This window comes from uncultured Castellaniella sp. (assembly GCF_937988725.1).
In the GTDB taxonomy this organism is placed as follows: Bacteria; Pseudomonadota; Gammaproteobacteria; order Burkholderiales; family Burkholderiaceae_B; genus Castellaniella.
This window is the reverse complement of record NZ_CALKHS010000011.1, coordinates 1-19,598: the sequence shown is the minus strand read 5'-3', so window position 1 is coordinate 19,598 and position 19,598 is coordinate 1. Positions and strand designations below refer to the sequence as shown.

General features: G+C 67.0%; 18 protein-coding genes. 7 read left to right on the top strand and 11 right to left on the bottom strand.

Features of this window, described 5'->3' with window-relative positions:
- The first annotated feature begins 18 nt into the window (after positions 1–18).
- Positions 19–897, top strand: coding sequence for a cytochrome c oxidase subunit 3 (locus tag Q0263_RS17210; RefSeq protein ID WP_298019271.1), 879 nt, complete (start codon positions 19–21; stop codon positions 895–897).
- 20 nt (positions 898–917) lie between these two features.
- Here the strand turns inward: Q0263_RS17210 and Q0263_RS17205 are convergent, their stop codons facing one another.
- Positions 918–1,130, bottom strand: coding sequence for a twin transmembrane helix small protein (locus tag Q0263_RS17205; RefSeq protein WP_298019269.1), 213 nt, complete (start codon positions 1,128–1,130; stop codon positions 918–920).
- 150 nt (positions 1,131–1,280) lie between these two features.
- On the opposite strand from Q0263_RS17205, the gene Q0263_RS17200 reads away from it, so the two are divergent.
- From Q0263_RS17200 to Q0263_RS17180, 5 genes are all read left to right on the top strand, one after another.
- On the top strand, positions 1,281–2,039 hold the full coding sequence (locus tag Q0263_RS17200; RefSeq protein ID WP_298019268.1) for an SURF1 family protein: 759 nt from the start codon (positions 1,281–1,283) through the stop codon (positions 2,037–2,039).
- Entirely contained in the window at positions 2,036–2,644 is a 609-nt protein-coding gene (locus Q0263_RS17195; protein WP_298019265.1) for a hypothetical protein, read from the top strand. The genes Q0263_RS17200 and Q0263_RS17195 overlap by 4 nt, the downstream gene beginning before the upstream one ends.
- A 92-nt stretch (positions 2,645–2,736) precedes the next feature.
- Complete coding sequence (locus Q0263_RS17190; RefSeq protein ID WP_298019369.1) at positions 2,737–3,759, top strand: COX15/CtaA family protein; 1,023 nt, start codon at positions 2,737–2,739, stop codon at positions 3,757–3,759.
- Positions 3,760–3,769: 10 nt separating this feature from the next.
- Complete coding sequence (gene cyoE, locus Q0263_RS17185) at positions 3,770–4,675, top strand: heme o synthase (RefSeq protein ID WP_298019262.1); 906 nt, start codon at positions 3,770–3,772, stop codon at positions 4,673–4,675.
- 61 nt (positions 4,676–4,736) lie between these two features.
- Positions 4,737–5,348 (top strand): SCO family protein, encoded by a 612-nt coding sequence (locus tag Q0263_RS17180; protein ID WP_366140726.1) that lies wholly within the window; start codon positions 4,737–4,739, stop codon positions 5,346–5,348.
- Here the strand turns inward: Q0263_RS17180 and Q0263_RS17175 are convergent.
- The 10 genes from Q0263_RS17175 to Q0263_RS17130 form a co-directional block, all read right to left on the bottom strand.
- A complete protein-coding gene (locus Q0263_RS17175) occupies positions 5,332–7,944 on the bottom strand; it encodes a cation:proton antiporter (protein ID WP_298019259.1) in 2,613 nt (870 codons plus the stop codon). The two genes, Q0263_RS17180 and Q0263_RS17175, sit on opposite strands and share 17 nt — an antisense overlap.
- A gap of 377 nt (positions 7,945–8,321) precedes the next feature.
- Positions 8,322–9,227, bottom strand: coding sequence for an RNA polymerase sigma factor RpoH (rpoH, locus tag Q0263_RS17170; RefSeq protein ID WP_298019256.1), 906 nt, complete (start codon positions 9,225–9,227; stop codon positions 8,322–8,324).
- A 155-nt stretch (positions 9,228–9,382) separates the two neighbouring features.
- Positions 9,383–10,237, bottom strand: coding sequence for an endonuclease/exonuclease/phosphatase family protein (locus tag Q0263_RS17165; RefSeq protein ID WP_298019253.1), 855 nt, complete (start codon positions 10,235–10,237; stop codon positions 9,383–9,385).
- Positions 10,238–10,254: 17 nt separating this feature from the next.
- Positions 10,255–12,045 carry an aspartate--tRNA ligase gene (gene aspS, locus Q0263_RS17160; protein WP_298019251.1) on the bottom strand — a complete coding sequence of 597 codons (1,791 nt, stop codon included), beginning with the start codon at positions 12,043–12,045 and terminating at the stop codon, positions 10,255–10,257.
- A 45-nt stretch (positions 12,046–12,090) separates the two neighbouring features.
- Positions 12,091–12,738 (bottom strand): DUF502 domain-containing protein, encoded by a 648-nt coding sequence (locus Q0263_RS17155; RefSeq protein WP_298019249.1) that lies wholly within the window; start codon positions 12,736–12,738, stop codon positions 12,091–12,093.
- Between the two features lie 17 nt (positions 12,739–12,755).
- Positions 12,756–13,103, bottom strand: coding sequence for an FmdB family zinc ribbon protein (locus tag Q0263_RS17150; RefSeq protein WP_298019247.1), 348 nt, complete (start codon positions 13,101–13,103; stop codon positions 12,756–12,758).
- Between the two features lie 42 nt (positions 13,104–13,145).
- On the bottom strand, positions 13,146–14,420 hold the full coding sequence (locus Q0263_RS17145) for a putative Na+/H+ antiporter (protein ID WP_298019244.1): 1,275 nt from the start codon (positions 14,418–14,420) through the stop codon (positions 13,146–13,148).
- A 118-nt stretch (positions 14,421–14,538) separates the two neighbouring features.
- Positions 14,539–16,152, bottom strand: a complete 1,614-nt coding sequence (locus Q0263_RS17140) for a GMC family oxidoreductase N-terminal domain-containing protein (protein ID WP_298019240.1) — start codon at positions 16,150–16,152, stop codon at positions 14,539–14,541.
- A 186-nt stretch (positions 16,153–16,338) separates the two neighbouring features.
- Positions 16,339–17,229 (bottom strand): 4-hydroxybenzoate octaprenyltransferase, encoded by an 891-nt coding sequence (gene ubiA, locus Q0263_RS17135; protein ID WP_298019364.1) that lies wholly within the window; start codon positions 17,227–17,229, stop codon positions 16,339–16,341.
- Positions 17,230–17,246: 17 nt separating this feature from the next.
- Entirely contained in the window at positions 17,247–18,449 is a 1,203-nt protein-coding gene (locus Q0263_RS17130; RefSeq protein ID WP_298019237.1) for a PLP-dependent aminotransferase family protein, read from the bottom strand.
- 311 nt (positions 18,450–18,760) lie between these two features.
- On the opposite strand from Q0263_RS17130, the gene Q0263_RS17125 reads away from it, so the two are divergent.
- A partial coding sequence (locus tag Q0263_RS17125) for a HAMP domain-containing protein (protein ID WP_298019234.1) occupies positions 18,761–19,598 on the top strand: 838 nt, incomplete at its 3' end.

The following is a 19,598-nucleotide window of genomic DNA, read 5'->3' as shown; positions in this document are numbered from 1 at the left end:
AGAAAAGAGGAGAACAAAATGACAGCAGTTGCACAGACGGCGCATAGCGGCAAGGCTCCTTACTACTATGTCCCGCCTCAATCGGTCCACCCCATCCGGGGCAGCCTCTGCATGCTGGCCACGCTGCTGGGCGCGGCCCTGTGGGTCAATGGCTACGCCGCCGGCCCCTGGCTGTGCATCGCCGGCATCCTGTGCATGTTCGTGGTGCTGTTCTGCTGGTTCGGGGACGCCATCCGCGAATCCGAAGGCGGCATGAACAGCCAGCGCATCGACCACTCCTACCGCTGGAGCATGACCTGGTTCATTTTTTCCGAGGTCATGTTCTTTTCGGCCTTCTTCGGGTCCCTGTGGTACACCCGCGACGTGTCCACCCCCTGGCTGAGCACGCTGGACTCCCAGACCTGGCTGTGGCCGAATTTCGCCGGCACCTGGCCCAACTTCGGCCCGGCCGGCACCGTCGCGCCGTTCAAGTCCGTGGGCCCGTTCTGGCTGCCCACCATCAACACGGCGCTGCTGCTGACCTCCGGCCTGACCCTGACTATCGCCCACCATGCGCTGCGCGCCGCTCACCGGCAGAAAGCGATCCTGTGGATGGTCGCCACGGTCCTGCTGGGCTTCGCCTTCGTCGCCTGCCAGGCCTATGAATACCACCACGCCTACACCGAACTGAACCTGCGCTTCACCTCCGGGGCGTTCGGGGCGCTGTTCTACATGCTGACCGGCTTCCACGGCTTCCACGTGATCCTGGGCGCCACCATGCTGACCGTCATCCTGTTCCGCCTGGTGCGCGGCCACTTCACGCCCGAAAGCCACTTCGGCTTCGAAGGCGCGGCGTGGTACTGGCACTTCGTGGACGTGGTCTGGCTGGGCTTGTATATCTTCGTCTACTGGATGTAGACCCGCCGTCCCGAGCCGGCCTACCCCGCGGTGGCCGGCACCCCGGTGGCATCGATCCACCCCAGGGCATGCGCCAGCAGCAGGAACAGAAACAGCAGGATCGACAAACCCACCCGCCAGGTCAGGGCCCAGGCCATACGGCCGCTGCGGCCCTGGTCCTGCATCAGGAAGATCAAAGCGGAACCCAGACTGGCCACGATGGCCAGAAACAGGACGACAATCAGCACTTTCATGGATGGATCCCTGCCTTTCTATCCGTCACACTGAACCGCCACGCCAAGTGGCACAATGTTTTCAACCGCCAGTCTATCTGATCCGCAGCCCGTTTTTTTGATGTTGTCGCGCCCATGATTCAGCAACGCCCCGCCTCACGAAAAAAAGCCTTGGCGGCCGTCGTATTGCTGATCCTGCTGGCCGGCGTGTGCATCGCCGCGGGCCAATGGCAGCTGCGCCGCGCCCACGAACGGGAAGCCCTGCGCGCCGCCCGGCTGGCCGGGCAGCAAGCCCCCGCCATGACCCTGACGGCAGCCACCCCCGACGGCCCGGACTGGCACCGCGCCACCGCCCAGGGGCGCTGGCTCAATCCGTTCACTGTACTCCTGGATAATCGCAACCTCAAAGGTCAGCCCGGTTTCTGGGTGGCCACTCCCCTGGCCCTCCAGGACGCGCCCGACACCGCCGTGCTGGTGCTGCGCGGCTGGGTCGCCCGGCCGCTGCCGCCGGCCTCCTTGCCGGACCTGAGCGCCGCCGACGGCCCCGTGCAGGTCCAGGGCACCCTGCTGCACCGGGTGCCCCGCCTGTTCGACCTGGGCAGCCTCACCGGCAGCCCGGACAATGTCCTGCCCCGCCCCTTCCCCGCTCCCGACGGCGCGCCGCCACGTGTGCAGAACCTGCCGCTGGACACGCTGGCCGCCGCCTCGGGACTGAAGCTGCTGCCCGTGGTCCTGGAACAGGCGCCCGCCCGGGACGCCGGCCTGGTCCAGGACTGGCCCGGCCCCTCCGAGAACGCCAGCCAGAACTACAACTACGCCGGGCAATGGTTCAGCTTCGCCGCCATTGCCCTGATCGCCGCCGCCGTGATGCTGTGGCGCACCTGGCGGCGACCCGCCGCCCCCTCGAAACCCGACCCGGCCCGCCCATGACGACTGCCTCCTCCCGCCCGCGCTCTCTGACTCCGCTCATCGCCATCTTCCTGATCGCCCTGGCGCCCGTCGTATTCGCCTTGCTGGCCTACTACGTGCCCGCGCTGGGCCTGCGGCCGGCCGTCCAGACCCAGTACGGCCAGCTGATCGATCCCCAGCGCCCGATCCCCGACCTGAGCCTGCGCGACGCCCAGGGCCAGGCCTACGACCTGAAGCAACTGAAGGGCCAGTGGCTGCTGATCAGCGCCGGCCCGGGCGCCTGCCCCGAATCCTGCGTGCGCGGCCTGTTCGTGCTGCGCAATTCCCACGCCAGCCAGGGCAAGAACGTGGACCGGCTGGAACGCATCCTGTTCGTGACCGACGATGCCCCGATCGCCCCGGTGGTGGGCGAGGCCTACGTCGGCACCCACGTGCTGCGGGCCGACCCGGCCCAGCTGGCGGCATGGCTGGCCCCCGACGCCGCCGATCCGGCGGCCGCGCTGGCCACCGGCATGTGGATCGTGGATCCGCTGGGCAACCTGATGATGCGGTTCCCGGACGGCCAGGACCCCGAAGGGGTGCGTGACGACATCCGCACGCTGCTGAAGAACTCCCGGATCGGCTAGCCGGGCGCCCATCCATGTCCACGACGCCTGATTCCGCCACCGTCCCCATCGCCGCCCGCGCCCGCGCGGTCGACGGAAATCCCGCCGCCGCGCTGCGCGGAATCCGGAGATACCGGCGGCTGGTCTTCCTGGCCTGGTTCCTGACCCTGGACCTGATCATGTTCGGCGCCTTCGTGCGCCTGACCGATTCGGGCCTGGGCTGCCCGGACTGGCCCGGCTGCTACGGCCACTTCAGTCCCCTGGGGGCCAGCGAATCCATCCAGCAGGCCCTGCAGGCCATGCCCTACGGCCCGGTCAGCGCCTTCCAGGCCTGGATCGAGATGATCCACCGCTACGCCGGGGCTTTCCTGGGCCTGCTGATCATCGCCTTCACCGTCCTGGCCTGGCGCCTGCGCCGGACCCTGGCGCGCAGCCCGGCGCTGTCCACCGCCGTCCTGGGGCTGGTCTGCCTGCAGGGCGCCTTCGGGGCCTGGACCGTCACCCACCGCCTGATGCCGCTGGTGGTCACCACCCACCTGGTCCTGGGCATGAGCCTGCTGGCCATGATGACCTGGCTGGCCGCGCGCGAAAAAGCCCACGACCCGGTCCCGGCGGCCCTGGACAGCGACCGGCGCTGGATGGCGCTGGGGCTGGCGGTGCTGTTTCTGCAGCTGGCGCTGGGCGGCTGGGTCAGCACCAACTACGCCGCCCTGGCCTGCATGGATTTCCCCACCTGCCACGGCGCCTGGGTGCCGGCCATGGATTTCCAGGGGGGCTTCGCCCTGCTGCGGGGCCTGGGCAAGCAGACCAGCGGCGACCTGATTTCCCAGGACGCCCTGACCGCCATCCACTGGACCCATCGCAATTTCGCGCTGGTGGTGCTGGCCCTTCTGGGCGGCCTGGCCTGGCGCTGGCGCCGCGCCCCCGGCCTGCGCGGCCCCGCCCGCCTGCTGCTGGCGCTGCTGGCGCTGCAACTGGCCACCGGCCTGACCACCATCTTCTTCCAATGGCCGCTGCTGATCGCCGTGCTGCACAACGGCGGCGCCGCCGGCCTGGTGCTGGTCAGCGTCACCCTGCTGTGGCGCCTGGCCCAGGCAGGGAAACCCCCTAGCGGCAAGCCTCTCCACGACGCCTAGAATTGACCCCATGACAAGCACCGCTGCAGTCCATCATCCGTCTCTCCTGCGCCAGTATCTGGTGCTGACCAAACCCCGCGTCACCCAGCTGGCGGTATTCTGCGCCGTCATCGGCATGTTCCTGGCCGTGCCGGGCCTGCCCGACTTGGGCAGGGTGGCCGCCGCCACCCTGGGCATCTGGCTGCTGGCGGCCGCGGCGTTCTCCGTCAACTGCCTGATCGAACGCGAAACCGACGCCCGCATGCGCCGCACGGCGCGGCGCGGCACGGCATCGGGCCAGATCACCCCGCCCCAGGTGCTGCTGATGGCGGGGGTGCTCGGCGGCGCCGGCATGCTCATCCTGAACACCTGGGTCAACGCCCTGACCATGTGGCTGACCTTCGCCACCTTCGTCGGCTACGCCCTGATCTACACCGCCATCCTGAAGCCCCTGACGCCCCAGAACATCGTCATCGGCGGCCTGTCCGGCGCCATGCCGCCCGCCCTGGGCTGGGCCGCCATGGCCGACGCCGTCCCGGCCGAGGCCTGGGTCCTGGTGCTGATCATCTTCATCTGGACGCCGCCGCATTTCTGGGCGCTGGCCCTGTACCGCCACCACGACTACGAGGAATCCGGCCTGCCCATGCTGCCGGTCACGCACGGCCAGAACTTCACCCAGCTGCACGTGCTGCTCTACAGCATCGCCCTGTTCGCCGCCTCGCTGCTGCCCTACGTCATCCGCATGAGCGGTCCGGCCTATCTGGCGGCGGCCGCCCTGCTCAGCGGCTATTTCGTCTGGCAGGCCATCGCCCTGTACCGGAACTATTCCGACGCGCGAGCGCGTAAACTGTTCTGGTATTCAATCCTGTATCTGGCCCTGTTGTTCGCAGCCCTGTTGCTGGATCACTGGGTTGGCCTGGCGCTGGGCAGCAACTGATCCGTCCATCGGGACGACCGCCGCGCATGTCAGGCCTCGCCCCCTGACCTGTAGGTAAAGCATGATCGTTCCGTTTTCCGCCTCCCGCCGCGCCCTGCTGGCGGGGGCCGTCGCCGCCCTCCCCCTGGCCCTGATGGCCTGCACGCCCAAACCCGCGGGCCCGCTGCCCTTCGAAGGCAGCGACATCAGCGGCACCCACCTGGGTCGCGATCTTTCCATGACCGACACCACGGGCGCGACCCGCACCCTGGCCGACTACAAGGGCAAGGTCCTGCTGGTGTTCTTCGGCTACACCCAATGCCCGGACGTCTGCCCGACCGCCATGGCGCAGGCCGCCCAGGCCCTGCAGATCCTGGGCGACCAGGCGGCCAAGGTCCAGGTCATCATGATCTCCGTCGATCCGGCCCGCGACACTCCGGAAATCCTGGGCGCCTACGTGCATGCCTTCGATCCGTCCTTCGTCGGCCTGACCGGCACCCCGGAACAACTGGACAAGACCGCGCGATCGTTCAAGGCCTTCTACGCCAAGGAAGACAGCACCACGCCCGGGCAATACGCCATGAACCACTCGTCGGCCTTCTACCTGATGGACCAGGACGGCGAGGCCCGCGCCCTGCTGGGGCCGTCCCTGACGCCGGAAGACATGGCCCACGACATCAAGCTTTTGCTGTAGTCCCGTCGGCGGGGTCGTCTTCCTGGACGGCATCGGCCAGGTCCGACAGGGCGGCCCCGGAGGCATTCGCATGCAGGTCGGGCAGCGGTTCGTGCTGCCGCTCGCCCGATTCGAACTGCTGCCAGACTTCGACCGCCCGCAGGCGCTGGCGCACGATGGCGTCGATCTTGTCGCGCAGATCGGGCAGTCGTTCCAGCAGCTTCTTGAAATCCCTTTCCTGCAGCATCAGCAGGCGGCTGTAGCCCAGGGACCGGACGCGCGCCTGGAAATCGTGGTCCATGGCCAGCGCCATTTCGCCGAAGATCTGCCCGCTGCCCAGTTCGGCCGCCGTGCCGTCCGGCAGATCCAGCACCACCGCGCCGGAAGCCACGAAATACATGGCGCGGCTGCGCCCGATGCGGGTGGGAATGTCCTGCCCCGGCACCGCCAGGCGGGGCTTGAGCATCTTGCAGATCGCCTCCATGGTGGCCTCGTCCAGGCCCTCGAACAGGCTGACCCGCTGCACCATCGCGGCGGCGCTCAGGGCGATGTCCAGGCCGTGGTGCTTTTCCAGCGGCCCCCAGCGCGTTTCCACCTGCTGGATCAGGTCGGAATAGGTTTCGCCGCTGATCAGGTTCTGCGTCAGCATGTCGCGGTAGCGCATGCGTTCCATGGACCTCGCCATCCGCGCCAGATAGGCCTCCTGCAGGTGCTGGGCATAACTGGGATACTGCAGCGCCAGAGCCTGCAGGGCGCCTTCCAGCAAGGTCAGGCGGCGCTGATGGGCCGCGATGATGATGTCCGCGACCTCCGCCCCCAGCAGCGGCTGCACGTCGGTGCGCGCGAACTGGATCAGGCGGCGGGCCACGGCCCATTTGCACATCAGATTGGTGAAGCGCTGGGCCAGTTCCCGCGCCAGCCAGAAAGGCTTGCCGGTCAGGTGATGCAGGCGCAGGACCAGGCGCAGGGAATTCGAATAGCGCAGATCGCCTTCGATGGCGGATTCGAAGCCTTCAAGCCCGCCCGTGCGCACGGCGTCGCCCAGGCGTTCGGCCCGGGCCAGCAGGGATTCCGCCGTGCGCCAGTCCACCACCTGGGCCTTCAGCGTTTCGAAGAACATCTCTTCTTCCCGGCCCGCCAGGATGCCCATGCCCACGGCGACCTTCTGGTCCATGGACAATTGATGCACCTGCGCCGCGTCCATGCTGGTCTGGCTGGCGTCGAAGACGGCGTTCAGGCGGTCCAGGACTTCCTGCCCGATATGTTCGTTGCGGGCGATCTCGTCGATGCGCAGCCGCAGGGATTCCAGTTCCACCACCTGGGCCTGGTCGCGCAAGGCCCGGTCCACCGGCGAGAGCTGATTCAGGCCCAGGCGGGCGATGAGGGGGCGCAGGGTCAGGCCGTTGACGAACAGGGTCATCAGCACGAAGCCCGTGGTCGCCACCGCGATGAACTGGCGGGCCTCGTGCGGCACGGCCGGCTGTTCGGTCACCGCCAGGGCCAGGGCCAGGGACACGGCGCCGCGCAGGCCGCCCAGCAGCATCACCGCCCGGTAGGAGGGGCTGACCTGGGTGCTCAGGCGCAAGCGCCCCAGCAGCGGCAGCAGGCCGTAGACCATGACCGCCCGCGCCGCCAGGGTGACGATGAACACCACCAGGATCAGGAAGACTTCCATCCAGGTGATTTCCGCCATCATGCGCGGAATCAGCATGGCGGCGAACAGGAAGATCAGGGAATTGGCCCAGAAGCCGAACTGCGCCCAGGCGCCTTCCAGTTGTTCGAAGGTCGTGGGCGACATGCGGGTGCGGCCGTTGGACCCCACCACCAGGCCCGCGATCACTGTCGCCACCACGCCGGACACCCCCAGGTAATGTTCGGACGCGTAGAAGGTCAGATAAGCCAGGGCCACGGTCAGGGTGACTTCGGCCGCCGGCCAGCCGCGCAGCCAGCGGAACAGCTCCGTCGCCAGCCGGCCCATGGCCAGCCCCGCCAGGCCGCCGCCGATGAAGCTGAACAGGAAGCTGCCGACGACCGTGGTCATGGACAGTTCCCCGCCGCTGAACAGCACACTGAGCAGCACCGAATACAGGGCGATCGACGCAGCATCGTTGAACAGGGACTCGCCTTCGACCAGGGTGGTCAGGCGGCGCGGCGCGCCGACCTCGCGGAAGATGCCGACGACGGCCACCGGGTCCGTGGTGGCGACGATGGCCCCCAGCATCAGGCAGACCACCAGTCCGTAGGGGGAGACGGCCGCCAGGGAAAAGCCCACCGCCACCGTGCACACCACCACGGCCACGATGGCCATCACCAGGATGGGGCTGATGTCATCCAGCAGGCGGCGTATGTTCATCGCCAGCGCCGTCTCGAACAGCAGCACGGGCAGGAACACGAACAGGAAGGTTTCGGAGGAGATCTCGAAGTGCTGCAGCGAATCGAGGAAATCCGCCACCACGCCCGGCGCCCAGCCATGCACATGGATGATCACGCCCAGCACGAAGCCCACGATGGCCAGCAGCACGGAATACGGCAGACGCAGACGCCCCGCCAGGGGCGGCATGAAGGAAATCAGGGCCAGCAGCCCGGCCAGGCCAAAGACCAAGAGGCCAATTTTCATGGTCGAAATACATCACAAAATACGCGTCGCCTATTATGTTACAGGCTGGCCGGCCGTGTCTGAAACAATTATGGCGCATATGAAAACACCTCGCGGAGGCGGAACATGCCCCCGCGCCGCGCAGGCCGGCGCCCGCGGCGCCTCGGCGCTTTTTGCCCCGGGGCGCGGGCCCAAGGCAAAAAAAAGGGATGCCGTGGAGGCATCCCGTGAACATCCGCTTCGATAGGGAGGGGAAGAGGAGAAGCAGAAGCGGACGACAAGACGACGAGGCCCGGAGGCCAGACGTTCGTCCATGTCAGCTTAGTCCCGCGGTTCCAGCGAAAGTTCAGTCGCCGCCGGCCCCAAAGCGTAAAAAAACGTATCCACCCCCCGAGGGGTCAGGCGGCCATGAAGTCCGGCTGCCGATCCGCCAGGGCGGTTTTCAGCTTCTTCAGCGCGGCGGCTTCGATCTGGCGGACGCGTTCGGCCGAAATGCCGTATTCCGCCGCCAGTTCGTGCAGGGTCGCGCCGCCATCGTCGGCCAGCCAGCGGGCCTGCACGATATGCCGCGAACGGTCGTCCAGCGTGTCCAGGGCGTCGGCCAGGCCCTGGCTCTGCAGGGCATCCATGCTGCGGCGCGCCAGCACCTGGGCCGGTTCCTGGCTGTCGTCGGCCAGCCACGCGATCGGGGCGTAGCGGTCTTCGTCGTCGGCCGGCGCATCCAGGGCGCAATCCCCGCCCGACAGGCGGACTTCCATTTCGGAGACGTCTTCGGGACGCACGTCGAGTTCGCGGGCGATGTCTGACACTTGGTCCGGCGCCAGAGTGTGGCCGTCCGGACGCATGCGCCGCAGGTTGAAAAACAGTTTGCGCTGGGCCTTGGTGGTGGCGATCTTCACCAGGCGCCAGTTGCGCACCACGTATTCATGGATTTCGGCGCGGATCCAGTGCACCGCGAAGGACACCAGACGCACCCCCCGATCGGGGTCGAAACGGCGCACGGCCTTCATCAGGCCGATATTGCCTTCCTGGATCAGGTCGGCGTGCGCCAGACCATAGCCCAGGTACTGACGGGCGACGGACACGACCAGCCGCAGGTGGGACAGGACCAGTTCGCGGGCGGCTTCCAGATCGTTGTCGTCGCGCAGCCTGCGGCCCAGGCTGGATTCCTGTTCGGCCGTCAGCATGGGCATGCGATTGACCGCCCCGATGTAGGCATCGATGGTGCCCAGGGCGCCCGGGTTGGATATGGCCTGCGCGAGCTGGGCCGGCGCCAACACCAGGGAAGACGAAGTGTGGCTCATGGCAAAATCCTTGGGATCATTCCCGGTGATCTTAGCACTCTCTGTGCCAGAGTGCTAATTTTCAGGTAACAGGGATTAGACGGCGACCGGCGGGGAAAGTTCCCGGCACGGCTCCGCCCCGCTTCGGCGCGACACGCCGGCGCGGCGCCCCGGGATCAGGGCAGTTCCAGTTCAGCCACCAGCGGGGCGTGATCCGACAATTTCTTCCAGGGCGCCCCATGCAGCACCCGCGCGCGGCGCACGGCGAAGCCGCGCTGATAGATGCGGTCCAGGCGCAGCCAGGGAAAGACCGAGGGAAAGGTGCGCGGCGGCGGCGTCAGGCGGGCGGCATGGCCCGTCATCGACAGGGCGGGCGCGGCGCCCAGCCGCTGCCCCGGCAGCCAGCTCATACGCTGGCGCAGCTGCGCCACCCGGTGGCGCAGGCGGTAGATCTCGTCCGTTCCCTGGGGAGCGGCGGCGAAGACCTCCACCAGTCCCAGCTGTTCGACGAACAGAGGAGCCAGACGGTTGGCCCAGTCGTTGAAATCCCCGGCGATCAGCAGCGGTTCGGAATCCGGCACCAGCCGCCGGATGCGTTCGACCAGGGCATGCACCTGGCGGGACCGGCCGCCGGCCAGCAGCCCCAGGTGCACCACCAGGCAGTGCACCTGCGTCTGTTCCACCTGCACGACGCCATGCAGCAGCCCGCGCTGTTCCAGGCGGTGATCGGAAATATCCTGGTTTTCGTAATACAGGATGGGATAGCGCGACAGCAGGGCGTTGCCATGGTCGGTGGCCACCCGCACGGCATTGCAGCCGTAGGCGACCTGCATGTGCATGGCCGCCGCCAGCGATTCGTGCTGGGCGTCCAGGCTGTTGTGGCGCTGGTTGCGCCCCTGGACTTCCTGCAGGAACAGAAGGTCGGGGCGCAGGCCATACAGACCCAGCCGCAGGTCCGCCAGCGATTCCCGCCCACCGCTGGCCGAACGGCCCTTGTGGATGTTGTAGCTGACGACCCGCACGACTGACATGCCCCGGCCCTCCGGTCTTATTTTGCTTCCGTCTGACGCAGGCGGATGTGCAATTCGCGCAGCTGCTTTTCGTCGACCGGCGACGGCGCCTGCACCAGCAGGTCCTGGGCGCGCTGGGTCTTGGGGAAGGCGATCACGTCGCGAATGGATTCCGCGCCCGCCATCAGCGTCACCAGACGATCCAGGCCGAACGCCAGGCCGCCATGCGGCGGGGCGCCGAACTGCAGCGCGTCCAGCAGGAAGCCGAATTTCTCGCGGGCTTCCTCTTCGTCGATCTTCAGGGCCTTGAAGACCTTGGTCTGCACGTCGGCGCGGTGGATACGTTCCGACCCGCCGCCCACTTCCCAGCCATTCATGACCATGTCGTAGGCGCGCGCCAGGGCGCTGCCGGGATCGGATTCCAGCAGGTCCTCGTGACCGGCCTTGGGGCAGGTGAAGGGATGGTGCGCGGCCGAATAGCGGCCCTCGGCCTCGTCGTATTCGAACATGGGGAAATCCACCACCCACAAGGGCTGCCAGCCGGCTTCGAACAGGCCGTTGGCGCGGCCGAATTCGCTGAGGCCGATCTTCACCCGCAGGGCGCCGATGGCGTCGTTCACGACCTTCGTGCGATCGGCGCCGAAGAAGATCAGGTCGCCGCTCTGCGCGCCGGTGCGCTCGATCAGGCCGCGCAGGGCGTCGGCATGGATGTTCTTCACGATGGGCGACTGCAGGCCTTCGGGGATGGCGGCCGCGTCGTTGACCTTGATGTAGGCCAGGCCGCGGGCGCCGTAGATGCCCACGAACTGCGTATAGGCGTCGATTTCGCTGCGCGGCAGGCTGGCGCCGCCCGGCACCCGCATGGCGACCACGCGGCAGGCGGGGTCTTTCGCCGGGCCGGCGAAGACCTTGAAGTCCACGTCCTGCATCAGGTCGGCGATGTCGGTGAATTCCAGCTTCACACGCAGGTCCGGCTTGTCGGACCCGTAGCGGCGCATGGCTTCGGACCAGCTCATGACCGGGAATTCGGGCAGGGCGACGTCCAGCACCTGGCGATAGACTTCGCGCACCATGCCTTCGAAGATCTCGCGGATCTGGACTTCGTCCAGGAAGGACGTTTCGCAATCGATCTGCGTGAATTCCGGCTGGCGGTCGGCGCGCAGGTCCTCGTCGCGGAAGCACTTGGTGATCTGATAGTAGCGGTCGAAGCCGGCGACCATCAGCATTTGCTTGAACAGCTGCGGCGACTGCGGCAGGGCGAAGAATTCGCCGGGATTGACGCGCGAGGGCACCAGGTAGTCGCGGGCGCCTTCGGGCGTGCTGCGGGTCAGCATCGGGGTTTCGATGTCGATGAAGCCCAGCGCGTCCAGGTAATTGCGGGCCACCATCGATACGCGGTAGCGCAGCATCAGGTTGCGCTGCATCTGCGGGCGGCGCAGGTCCAGCACCCGGTGGGTCAGGCGCGTGGTTTCCGACAGATTGTCGTCGTCCAGCTGGAACGGCGGCGTCACGGACGCATTCAGGATTTCCAGTTCGCGGCACAGGATTTCGACGTCGCCCGACAGCAGCTCGGGATTGCGCGTGCCTTCGGGGCGCAACCGCACCAGACCCGTGATGCGCAGGCAATATTCGTTGCGGATACGTTCCGCGGTGGCGAAGGCGGCCTGATTGTCGGGATCCACCACGATCTGGGCCAGCCCCGCCCGGTCGCGCAGGTCGATGAAGATCACCCCGCCGTGGTCGCGGCGGCGATGGACCCAGCCGAACAGGGTGACGGTCTGGTCAAGGTGGGCTTTGGACACCTCGCCGGTATAGCAGGTACGGTTCAAGAATGGCTCCGAAATATTTGAAAGCAATGCTGCGGATGTTCGAAATTACTGCGGTGCGTCGCCGTCGGCGGCGGGAGCCGGCCGGACGGTGGGCGGCGGGGTCAGCGCGGGCGGCGCCACCACCCCCATGGACACCACGTATTTCAGGGCGGTTTCGACCGACATGTCGAGCACCTGGACATCGGCGCGCGGCATCATCAGAAAGAAGCCGGAGGTGGGGTTGGGCGTGGTCGGCACATACACGCTGATGTAATCGCCCGCCAGCAGACCGGCGATTTCTTCGCACGGCGCGCCGGTCAGGAAACCGATGGTCCAGGCGCCCTGGCGCGGATACTGCACCAGGATGGCCTGGCGAAACGCCTGGCCGTTGGGCGCGAACACGGTGTCGCTGACCTGCTTGACCGAATTATAAATGGAGCGCACTAGCGGAATGCGCCCCAGCAGCGATTCCCAGCGAGACAGGATGGCGCGGCCGATGAAATTGGCGCAGAACAGGCCGGTGACCAGGATGACGAGCAGCACCAGCACCAGTTCGAAGCCGGGGATGGCCACGCCGAACAGGACTTCCGGGGACAGGAAGGAAGGCACCAGCGAGCCCAGGGTGCGGGCCAGCGTCACCAGCACCCAGACGGTGATCACCAGCGGCAGCCAGATCAGCAGGCCGGTTACGAAATAGCGCTTGAAAAATCGCATGGATGACAAAGCGGGCATCAGCCCGGCGTGGCGGCCGGCGCGGGGCTGCTGGGGGACGCGGCGGCCGGCGAGGCCGAACCCGACGTCCCTGCGGAAGAGCCGCCGGACGCGGCGCCCGAGCCGTTATCCGGCGTCGAGGGGCTGGCCGAACCCAGCACCCCTTCGGAGTGCGAGCCGGACTTCCCGCCCCGGAAATCGGTTTCGTACCAGCCCGAGCCCTTCAGGCGGAAACCCGCCGCCGTGACCTGCTTTTCATAGGTGGCCTGCCCGCAGGACGGGCACACCGTCAGGCGCGGGTCGGACATTTTCTGCAGCACGTCCTGCTGATGACCGCAGTGGCTGCAACGATAGACATAAATCGGCACAACAGTGTCCTGGAAATCTGAACTGCCTGGATTTTAGTCCTTTTAGCTGAAGGAATTGGGCAACAGGAACATGACGGCCGCCACCAGCGTGGGCACGGCGGCCGCCCCCAGCAGCTTCAGCGGCGAAATCGTGCCGTCGCTGAAGCAGCCCTTCAGGATGGAGAACCCGGCGGGATTGGGCGCATTGGCGATCACGGTCAGCCCGCCGCCCGTCACGGCCCCCGCGACCAGCATGTAGCGCCACAGTTCGTTGGTGCCTTCCACCAGCGACCCCAGATAGGTCAGGGCGGCGTTGTCGGTCACGGCCGTCAGGGCCGTGGCGCCCAGGTACAGCACGAAGGGCGACAGGCCGGCCAGCAGATCCTGCAGCCACCATTGCTGCAGGCCGCCCAGCACCACCAGCCCCGCCAGGAAGAACCCCACCATCAGGCCTTCGCGCAGCAGCAGCGGCGACTGATGGCGCTTGTAGGCGTGGGCGTAGCCGATGAACAGCACCAGCAGCGCCAGGAAGATCTTGATGTGGTGCGAGGCCAGCACCACCCCCACCAGGAACAGCACGTGCACGGCCATCACCACCCACGACACAGGGTCGCGGACCGGGTCCTTTTCCTGCACGCCCAGGTCGCCGTTGAGCAGGAACGGCCGGCAGATCCAGGTCAGGACCAGGCCGTTGAACAGCACGGCGACCGCGGCCCGCCAGCCGAAATGCGTGGCCATGAAGGCGGTGTCCCAGCCGAAGGTCTGGGCGACCATCAGCACGGGCGGCGCCGCATAGGCCGTCAGCACGCCGCCGATGGACACATTGACGAACAGCACGCCCAGCGTCAGGTATTTGAAGCCATCCTGTCCCGAGCGGCGGAAATACGCCTGGCGCAGCAGCAGGGCGGCCAAGGTCATGGCGGCCGGTTCGGTGATCAGCGATCCCGACAGCGGCACCAGCGTCATGATGACGAAAAAGCGGGCCAGTTCCTTGCTGACCGGCAGCGCCCGCGCCACGCCATCCACCGCCAGATGCACCAGTTCAATGATGGGCCGGCTGGCGGCCACCACCATGATGACGAACACGAAGGCCGGTTCGGTGAAGTTGCGGGTATCCAGGTATTCGACCGCACCCTTGACCCCCAGCGTCAGCCCCATCCAGATGAACAGCGCACAGGCCCACACGCCGAAAACGGCCTCGACTTCGGACAGCAGATGCCATAAGCCGGCATGGCGGCCGCCCTGGTTGGCCAGGCGGGCGAACACCGGCACGGAAAACGTATGAATGATGGCGATGGCAAACAGTACGCTGGCCACGACCTCGGTGTGACTGACCATATCCGAGTCCAAAAAAGGGGCTAGACAAAGGGCCTGAGCCGCTTTCTGGGAACGGCAACGCAGGCCCGGGGAAATTCCAGGCGCCGCCCGCAGACGGGCGGGCGCCTGTTCGGTACAGCTAGGCGCCGCCCAGGATCAGACGGGCGCCTTTTTCGGCAATCATGATAGTAGGCGAATTGGTGTTGCCCGAGGTGATCACCGGCATGATGGACGCGTCGATCACCCGCAGGCTTTCCACCCCCCGCACACGCAGTTCGGGGTCGACCACCGCCAACGAATCGACACCCATTTTACATGTCCCCACAGGATGGAAAATGGTGGTGCCGATATCGCCCGCCGCGGCCTCCAGGGCTTCCTGGGTCTGGACGGCGTCGCCGGGCAGATATTCCCGCGGCTGATAGGGCGCCAGGGCGGGCTGCGCCATGATGCGCCGCGTCAGGCGCAGCGCATCGGCCGCCACCGCGCGGTCTTCGGGAGTCTGCAGATAATTGCAGAGGATGTCGGGATGATCCGCCACGTTGGGAGAGGTGATGCGCACATAGCCCCGGCTGCTGGGCTGCAGATTGCACACCGACGCCGTCATGGCCGGGAAGCGGTGCAGCGGATCGCCGAACTTGTCCAGCGAGAGCGGCTGCACATGGTATTCCAGGTTGGCGCGGGGGCGGGACGGATCGGACCGGGCGAAGGCCCCCAGCTGCGACGGCGCCATGGACAGCGGCCCGCGCCGCCACAGCGCGTACTGCAGGCCCATCCAGGCCTTGCCCCACCAGGCATTGGCCAGGGCGTTCAGGGTCAGGCCTTTCCGCAGGCGGTAGATCATGCGCAGCTGCAGGTGATCCTGCAGGTTCTCGCCCACGCCCGGCAGATCGTGCACCAGCGGAATCCCCAGATGGCGCAAACGTTCGGCCGGCCCGACGCCCGACACCTGCAGCAATTGCGGCGAGCCGATGGCGCCCGCCGCCAGGATCAGTTCGCGGCGCGCCACGGCATGGCGGCGCAGGCCATCCTGGACGAAGGCGACCCCGGTGGCGCGGCGCCCGGAAAATTCGATGCGCTCGACGCAGGCGCCGGTCAGCACCTGCAGCGTGTCCCGCCCCATCACCGGATGCAGGAAGGCCTTGGCCGCATTCCAGCGCACGCCCCGGCGCTGATTGACCTCGAAGTAGTTGCAACCGGCGTTGTCGCCCCGGTTGAAGTCATCCGTGCGTTCGATGCCGGCCTGGGCGGCCGCATCCCGGAAGGCGTCCAGCACGGCCCAGCGCAAGCGCTGGGATTCGACCCGCCAGGCGCCCGAGGCGCCGTGGAATTCGCTGGCCCCGGCGTGATGGTCTTCCACGTCGCGGAACAGCGGCAGCACGTCGCGCCAGGCCCATCCGGGATTGCCCAGGGATTCCCAGTGGTCGTAATCGGCCGCCTGCCCGCGCAGATACAGCATGCCGTTGATAGAGGACGAGCCCCCCAGCACCCGGCCGCGCGGATAGCCCAGCGAGCGGTAGTTCAGGCCGGGGTCGGGCTGCGTGTGATAGCACCAGTCGGTGCGCGGATTGCCGATGCAGTAGAGATAGCCGACGGGGATGTGGATCCAGCGCCAGTCGTCGGGGCCGCCGGCCTCGAGCAGCAGGACGCGGTGCTGCCGCGACAGGCGATTGGCCAGCAAGCAGCCAGCGGAACCGGCCCCCACGATGACGTAGTCGAATTCCAGTTGCGCTTCTGCGGGGGTGTTGCCGGCCATTCGGGTGTCTCCCGGGGCCTGGAGACAGCCCCTGATCTTTGCGGATCAGTCTAGCCGCAATTTCGCGCGGACGCCAAGGAACCCATCCGCCGCGCCGGGGAATGCGGGGCCGGCCGGAACGCGCCGCATGGGCCTCGGGCCAATGATCGAAAACCGGGAGCCGGGGACCGGAGATCGGCCCGGATCCTAGACGGGCAGGACGGTCCCGGCCAGCCCGGCCACAATGAGCAGCACGCCGACCTGCATGTTGGAACGGAAGATCCGCAGACCGCGTTCGGGATGACGCACATCGAACACCGTCATCTGCCAGACGAAATGACCCGCGATGATCGCCATGACGACATAGTATGGCCAATCCATCCCCATGCCCCAGCCTGCCGTGGTCCACAGCGCCGCCGTGACGGCATAGAATCCGCCGATCCAGGCGCGTCCTCGATCGCCGAACCGCATGGCGACGGACTTCAGACCCAGCATGCGATCGTCGCGCAGATCGATGTAGGCGTAAACGGCGTCGTAGCCGATCTGCCACAGCACCGCCCCCACCCACATGGCCACGCCGTACCAGGGCAGGATGTCCCGCGTGTCGGTCCAGGCCATCAGCATGCCCCAGTTGAAGGCCATGCCCAGCACCGCCTGGGGCCAGTAGGTGAAGCGTTTGCACAGAGGATAGATCACCACCAGCGGCACCAGCGCCAGGGCCAGCCAGCGGCTGTAGGCGTTGATGGCCAGCAGCAGGCTGGCGCTGACCAGCATCTGCGCGGCGGCGAACCACAGCGCGGCGCGCAGCGTCAGCTGGCCGCTGGTCAGCGGGCGAAAGCGCGTGCGTTCCACCCGACGGTCGAAATCGCGGTCGAAGATGTCGTTGAACGTGCAGCCCACGCCGCGCATCAGCAGCGCGCCCAGCGAAAAGATGACCACCCGCCACACGGTGGGCCAGCCGTCGGCGGCCTGCACCAGGGCGGCCAGCGCCGGCAGCAGCGTCAGCCAGGTGCCCACCGGGCGGTCCAGCCGGCACAGCCGCGCGTAAGGCCCCCAGGCGGCCGGCAGCCAGCGGGCCACCCAGTCGTCGTGCCGCATGTCGGACAGATCAGGGCTCACGCCACCGGGCCGATCAGTTCGCCCAACACCTGGACGCCGACGCGGATGCGGTCTTCGGGCACTGTGACGAAGCTGAGCCGCAACGTATTGGTCGGAGCGTCCACGCCGGCATAGAACGGCGCGCCCGGCACGAAGGCGACGTTGCGGGCGATGGCCCGCTGCAGCAATTCGGTCGTATCGATGCCTTCGCGCAGCGTGACCCAGATGAACATGCCGCCCTGCGGCTGCGTCCAATGGGCGTCCGCCGGAAAATAGCGCCGCAGGGCGTCGAGCATGTAGCCGCACTGGCGCTGATACAGGGCGCGGACCTTGGGCAGGTGCTGGTCCAGGAAGCCGCTGCGCACGGTTTCGTAGACCGCCATCTGGGTGACGGTGGCCGTGTGCAGATCGGTGGCCTGCTTGATCTGCACCAGCTTGCCGATGATGTCGCGCGGCGCCACCACGTAGCCCAGGCGCATGCCCGGCGCCAGCACCTTGGAGAAGGTGCCCAGGCGGATCACGGTCGCGCCCGCGGCGCGCCCCAGTTCCAGCAGGCCGGGCTGGGGTTCGCCGCCGTAGCGCAGTTCGCCGTAGGGATCGTCTTCGATGACGGGCAGCCCCAGGGCGGCGCAGCGTTCCACCAGCGCCTGGCGGCGCGCCCGATCCAGCGTCAGGCCGGTCGGGTTCTGGAAATTGGGCAGCGCATAGATGAAGCGCGCATCCCGGCACAGTTCGTCATCCAGGGCTTCCGGAATCAGGCCGCCCGCATCGGTGGGCACGGCCTGGAATTGCGGCTCGAACAGGGAGAACGACTGCAGGGCGCCCAGGTAGCTGGGGGCCTCGACCAGCACTTTCGAACCCGGATCGATGAACAGCTTGCCCAGCATGTCCAGGGCCTGCTGTGAGCCGGAGACGATCAGGACTTCCTCGGGATCGATCGGGGCGCCGGCGCGGGACAGATCCCGCGCCACCCATTCGCGCAAGGGGGTGTAGCCTTCCGTGCGGCCGTACTGCAGCGCCGTGGCGCCCTGGGTGGACAGCACGCGGTCGAAGGCGGCCTGCAATTCCGCGATGGGGAAGCCCTCGGGCGAAGGCAGGCCGCCCGCAAAGGAAATGACTTCGGGGCGTTCGGTGATCTTGAGAATTTCGCGGATGGCCGAACTGGTGAGTTGCCTGGCGCGTTGGGAAAAAACAGCGGGGGAGGAAGTCAGCGTGTCCATGATGAAAGCCCGAATGAGAGCCTGCCTTGTGAGCCGGCCGATTGGCATGAACCGATCAGCCCGGATCGGCGGGCGGCCGGCGCGGATGAGGGGGGTTTTCCGGCTTTGGAAAACTCCAAGCTTTCTATATTAGAACAATTGCCCGCCATTGTCGGAGCGATCATCCGCCTTTGTGGCGGATACGGGTTAACCGCAATATCGGCAGCAAATGATAAATATTGGAATATGTTGTGACAGACGCGCGGGCCGACGCCCGGGCGCGACGCGGCCATCGGGATATCCCGATGGCCGGCAACACCATAAGGACATCCATGAAAAATCTGAAGATCGGCGCCCGTCTGGCGATCGGGTTCGGCTTCGTCATCCTGCTGCTGACGGTCATGGCCGGCATCGGCCTGTGGCGCATCCTGGACAGCAACGCATCCAATCAGCTGCTTCAGGGGCGCGAAGCCAACAACGCCATGATTCTGCAGTGGGCCCGCCAGACCGAGGTCAACAACAACCTGACGCTGGCCGCCACCAACATGAACGATCCGGAAGCCCAGGCCAAGGCCAAGGAAGGGCTGGCGGCATCCGACGCGCGCATCGAATCCCTCCACAAGCAGCTGGGCGACTCGATCAAGCATCCCCAGGCCGTCGCGCTGTACAAGCAGGCCCTCGCAGACCAGGATCTCTATTTCCGGAAACGCGACGAAGCCTTCAAATTCCTGGAAAACTGGGACGTTGGCAAGGCCAAGACCTTCTTCAATCGTGAAATGCCCGAACTCAGCGGCAAGATCACCGGCGCCATCGACCAACTGAGCGCCTTCCAGAACCAGTACACCGACCAGGTCTTCGAACAAAGCTTCGAAGCCAACCGGATGGGCATGCTGATCCTGAGCATCGCCGCCCTGCTGGCGCTGATCGTCAGCCCGATCTTCGCCTGGCGCGTCACGCGATCCGTCACCCACCCGCTGCGCCGCGCCGTGGATCTGGCCGAATCCGTGGCCCGCCGCGACCTCAGCCAGCACATCCAGGCCGACGGCAAGGACGAAGTCGGCCAGCTGCTGCGGGCGCTGGAAACCATGACGCAGCAGCTGCACGACACCGTGGGCGAAGTGCGCACAGGCGCCGACTCGATCGCCTCGGCCGCCAGCCAGATCTCCGCCG

Bases quoted from the DNA above. Each gene is read 5' to 3' on its own strand.
- Q0263_RS17140 (WP_298019240.1), bottom strand. From the start codon at position 16,152: ATGGCCGGCAACACCCCCGCAGAAGCGCAACTGGAATTCGACTACGTC.
- Q0263_RS17180 (WP_366140726.1), top strand. From the start codon at position 4,737: ATGATCGTTCCGTTTTCCGCCTCCCGCCGCGCCCTGCTGGCGGGGGCC.
- rpoH (WP_298019256.1), bottom strand. From the start codon at position 9,227: ATGAGCCACACTTCGTCTTCCCTGGTGTTGGCGCCGGCCCAGCTCGCG.
- ubiA (WP_298019364.1), bottom strand. From the start codon at position 17,229: ATGCGGCACGACGACTGGGTGGCCCGCTGGCTGCCGGCCGCCTGGGGG.
- Q0263_RS17205 (WP_298019269.1), bottom strand. From the start codon at position 1,130: ATGAAAGTGCTGATTGTCGTCCTGTTTCTGGCCATCGTGGCCAGTCTG.
- Q0263_RS17175 (WP_298019259.1), bottom strand. From the start codon at position 7,944: ATGAAAATTGGCCTCTTGGTCTTTGGCCTGGCCGGGCTGCTGGCCCTG.
- Q0263_RS17210 (WP_298019271.1), top strand. From the start codon at position 19: ATGACAGCAGTTGCACAGACGGCGCATAGCGGCAAGGCTCCTTACTAC.
- cyoE (WP_298019262.1), top strand. From the start codon at position 3,770: ATGACAAGCACCGCTGCAGTCCATCATCCGTCTCTCCTGCGCCAGTAT.
- Q0263_RS17145 (WP_298019244.1), bottom strand. From the start codon at position 14,420: ATGGTCAGTCACACCGAGGTCGTGGCCAGCGTACTGTTTGCCATCGCC.
- Q0263_RS17165 (WP_298019253.1), bottom strand. From the start codon at position 10,237: ATGTCAGTCGTGCGGGTCGTCAGCTACAACATCCACAAGGGCCGTTCG.
- Q0263_RS17155 (WP_298019249.1), bottom strand. From the start codon at position 12,738: ATGCGATTTTTCAAGCGCTATTTCGTAACCGGCCTGCTGATCTGGCTG.
- Q0263_RS17195 (WP_298019265.1), top strand. From the start codon at position 2,036: ATGACGACTGCCTCCTCCCGCCCGCGCTCTCTGACTCCGCTCATCGCC.
- Q0263_RS17130 (WP_298019237.1), bottom strand. From the start codon at position 18,449: ATGGACACGCTGACTTCCTCCCCCGCTGTTTTTTCCCAACGCGCCAGG.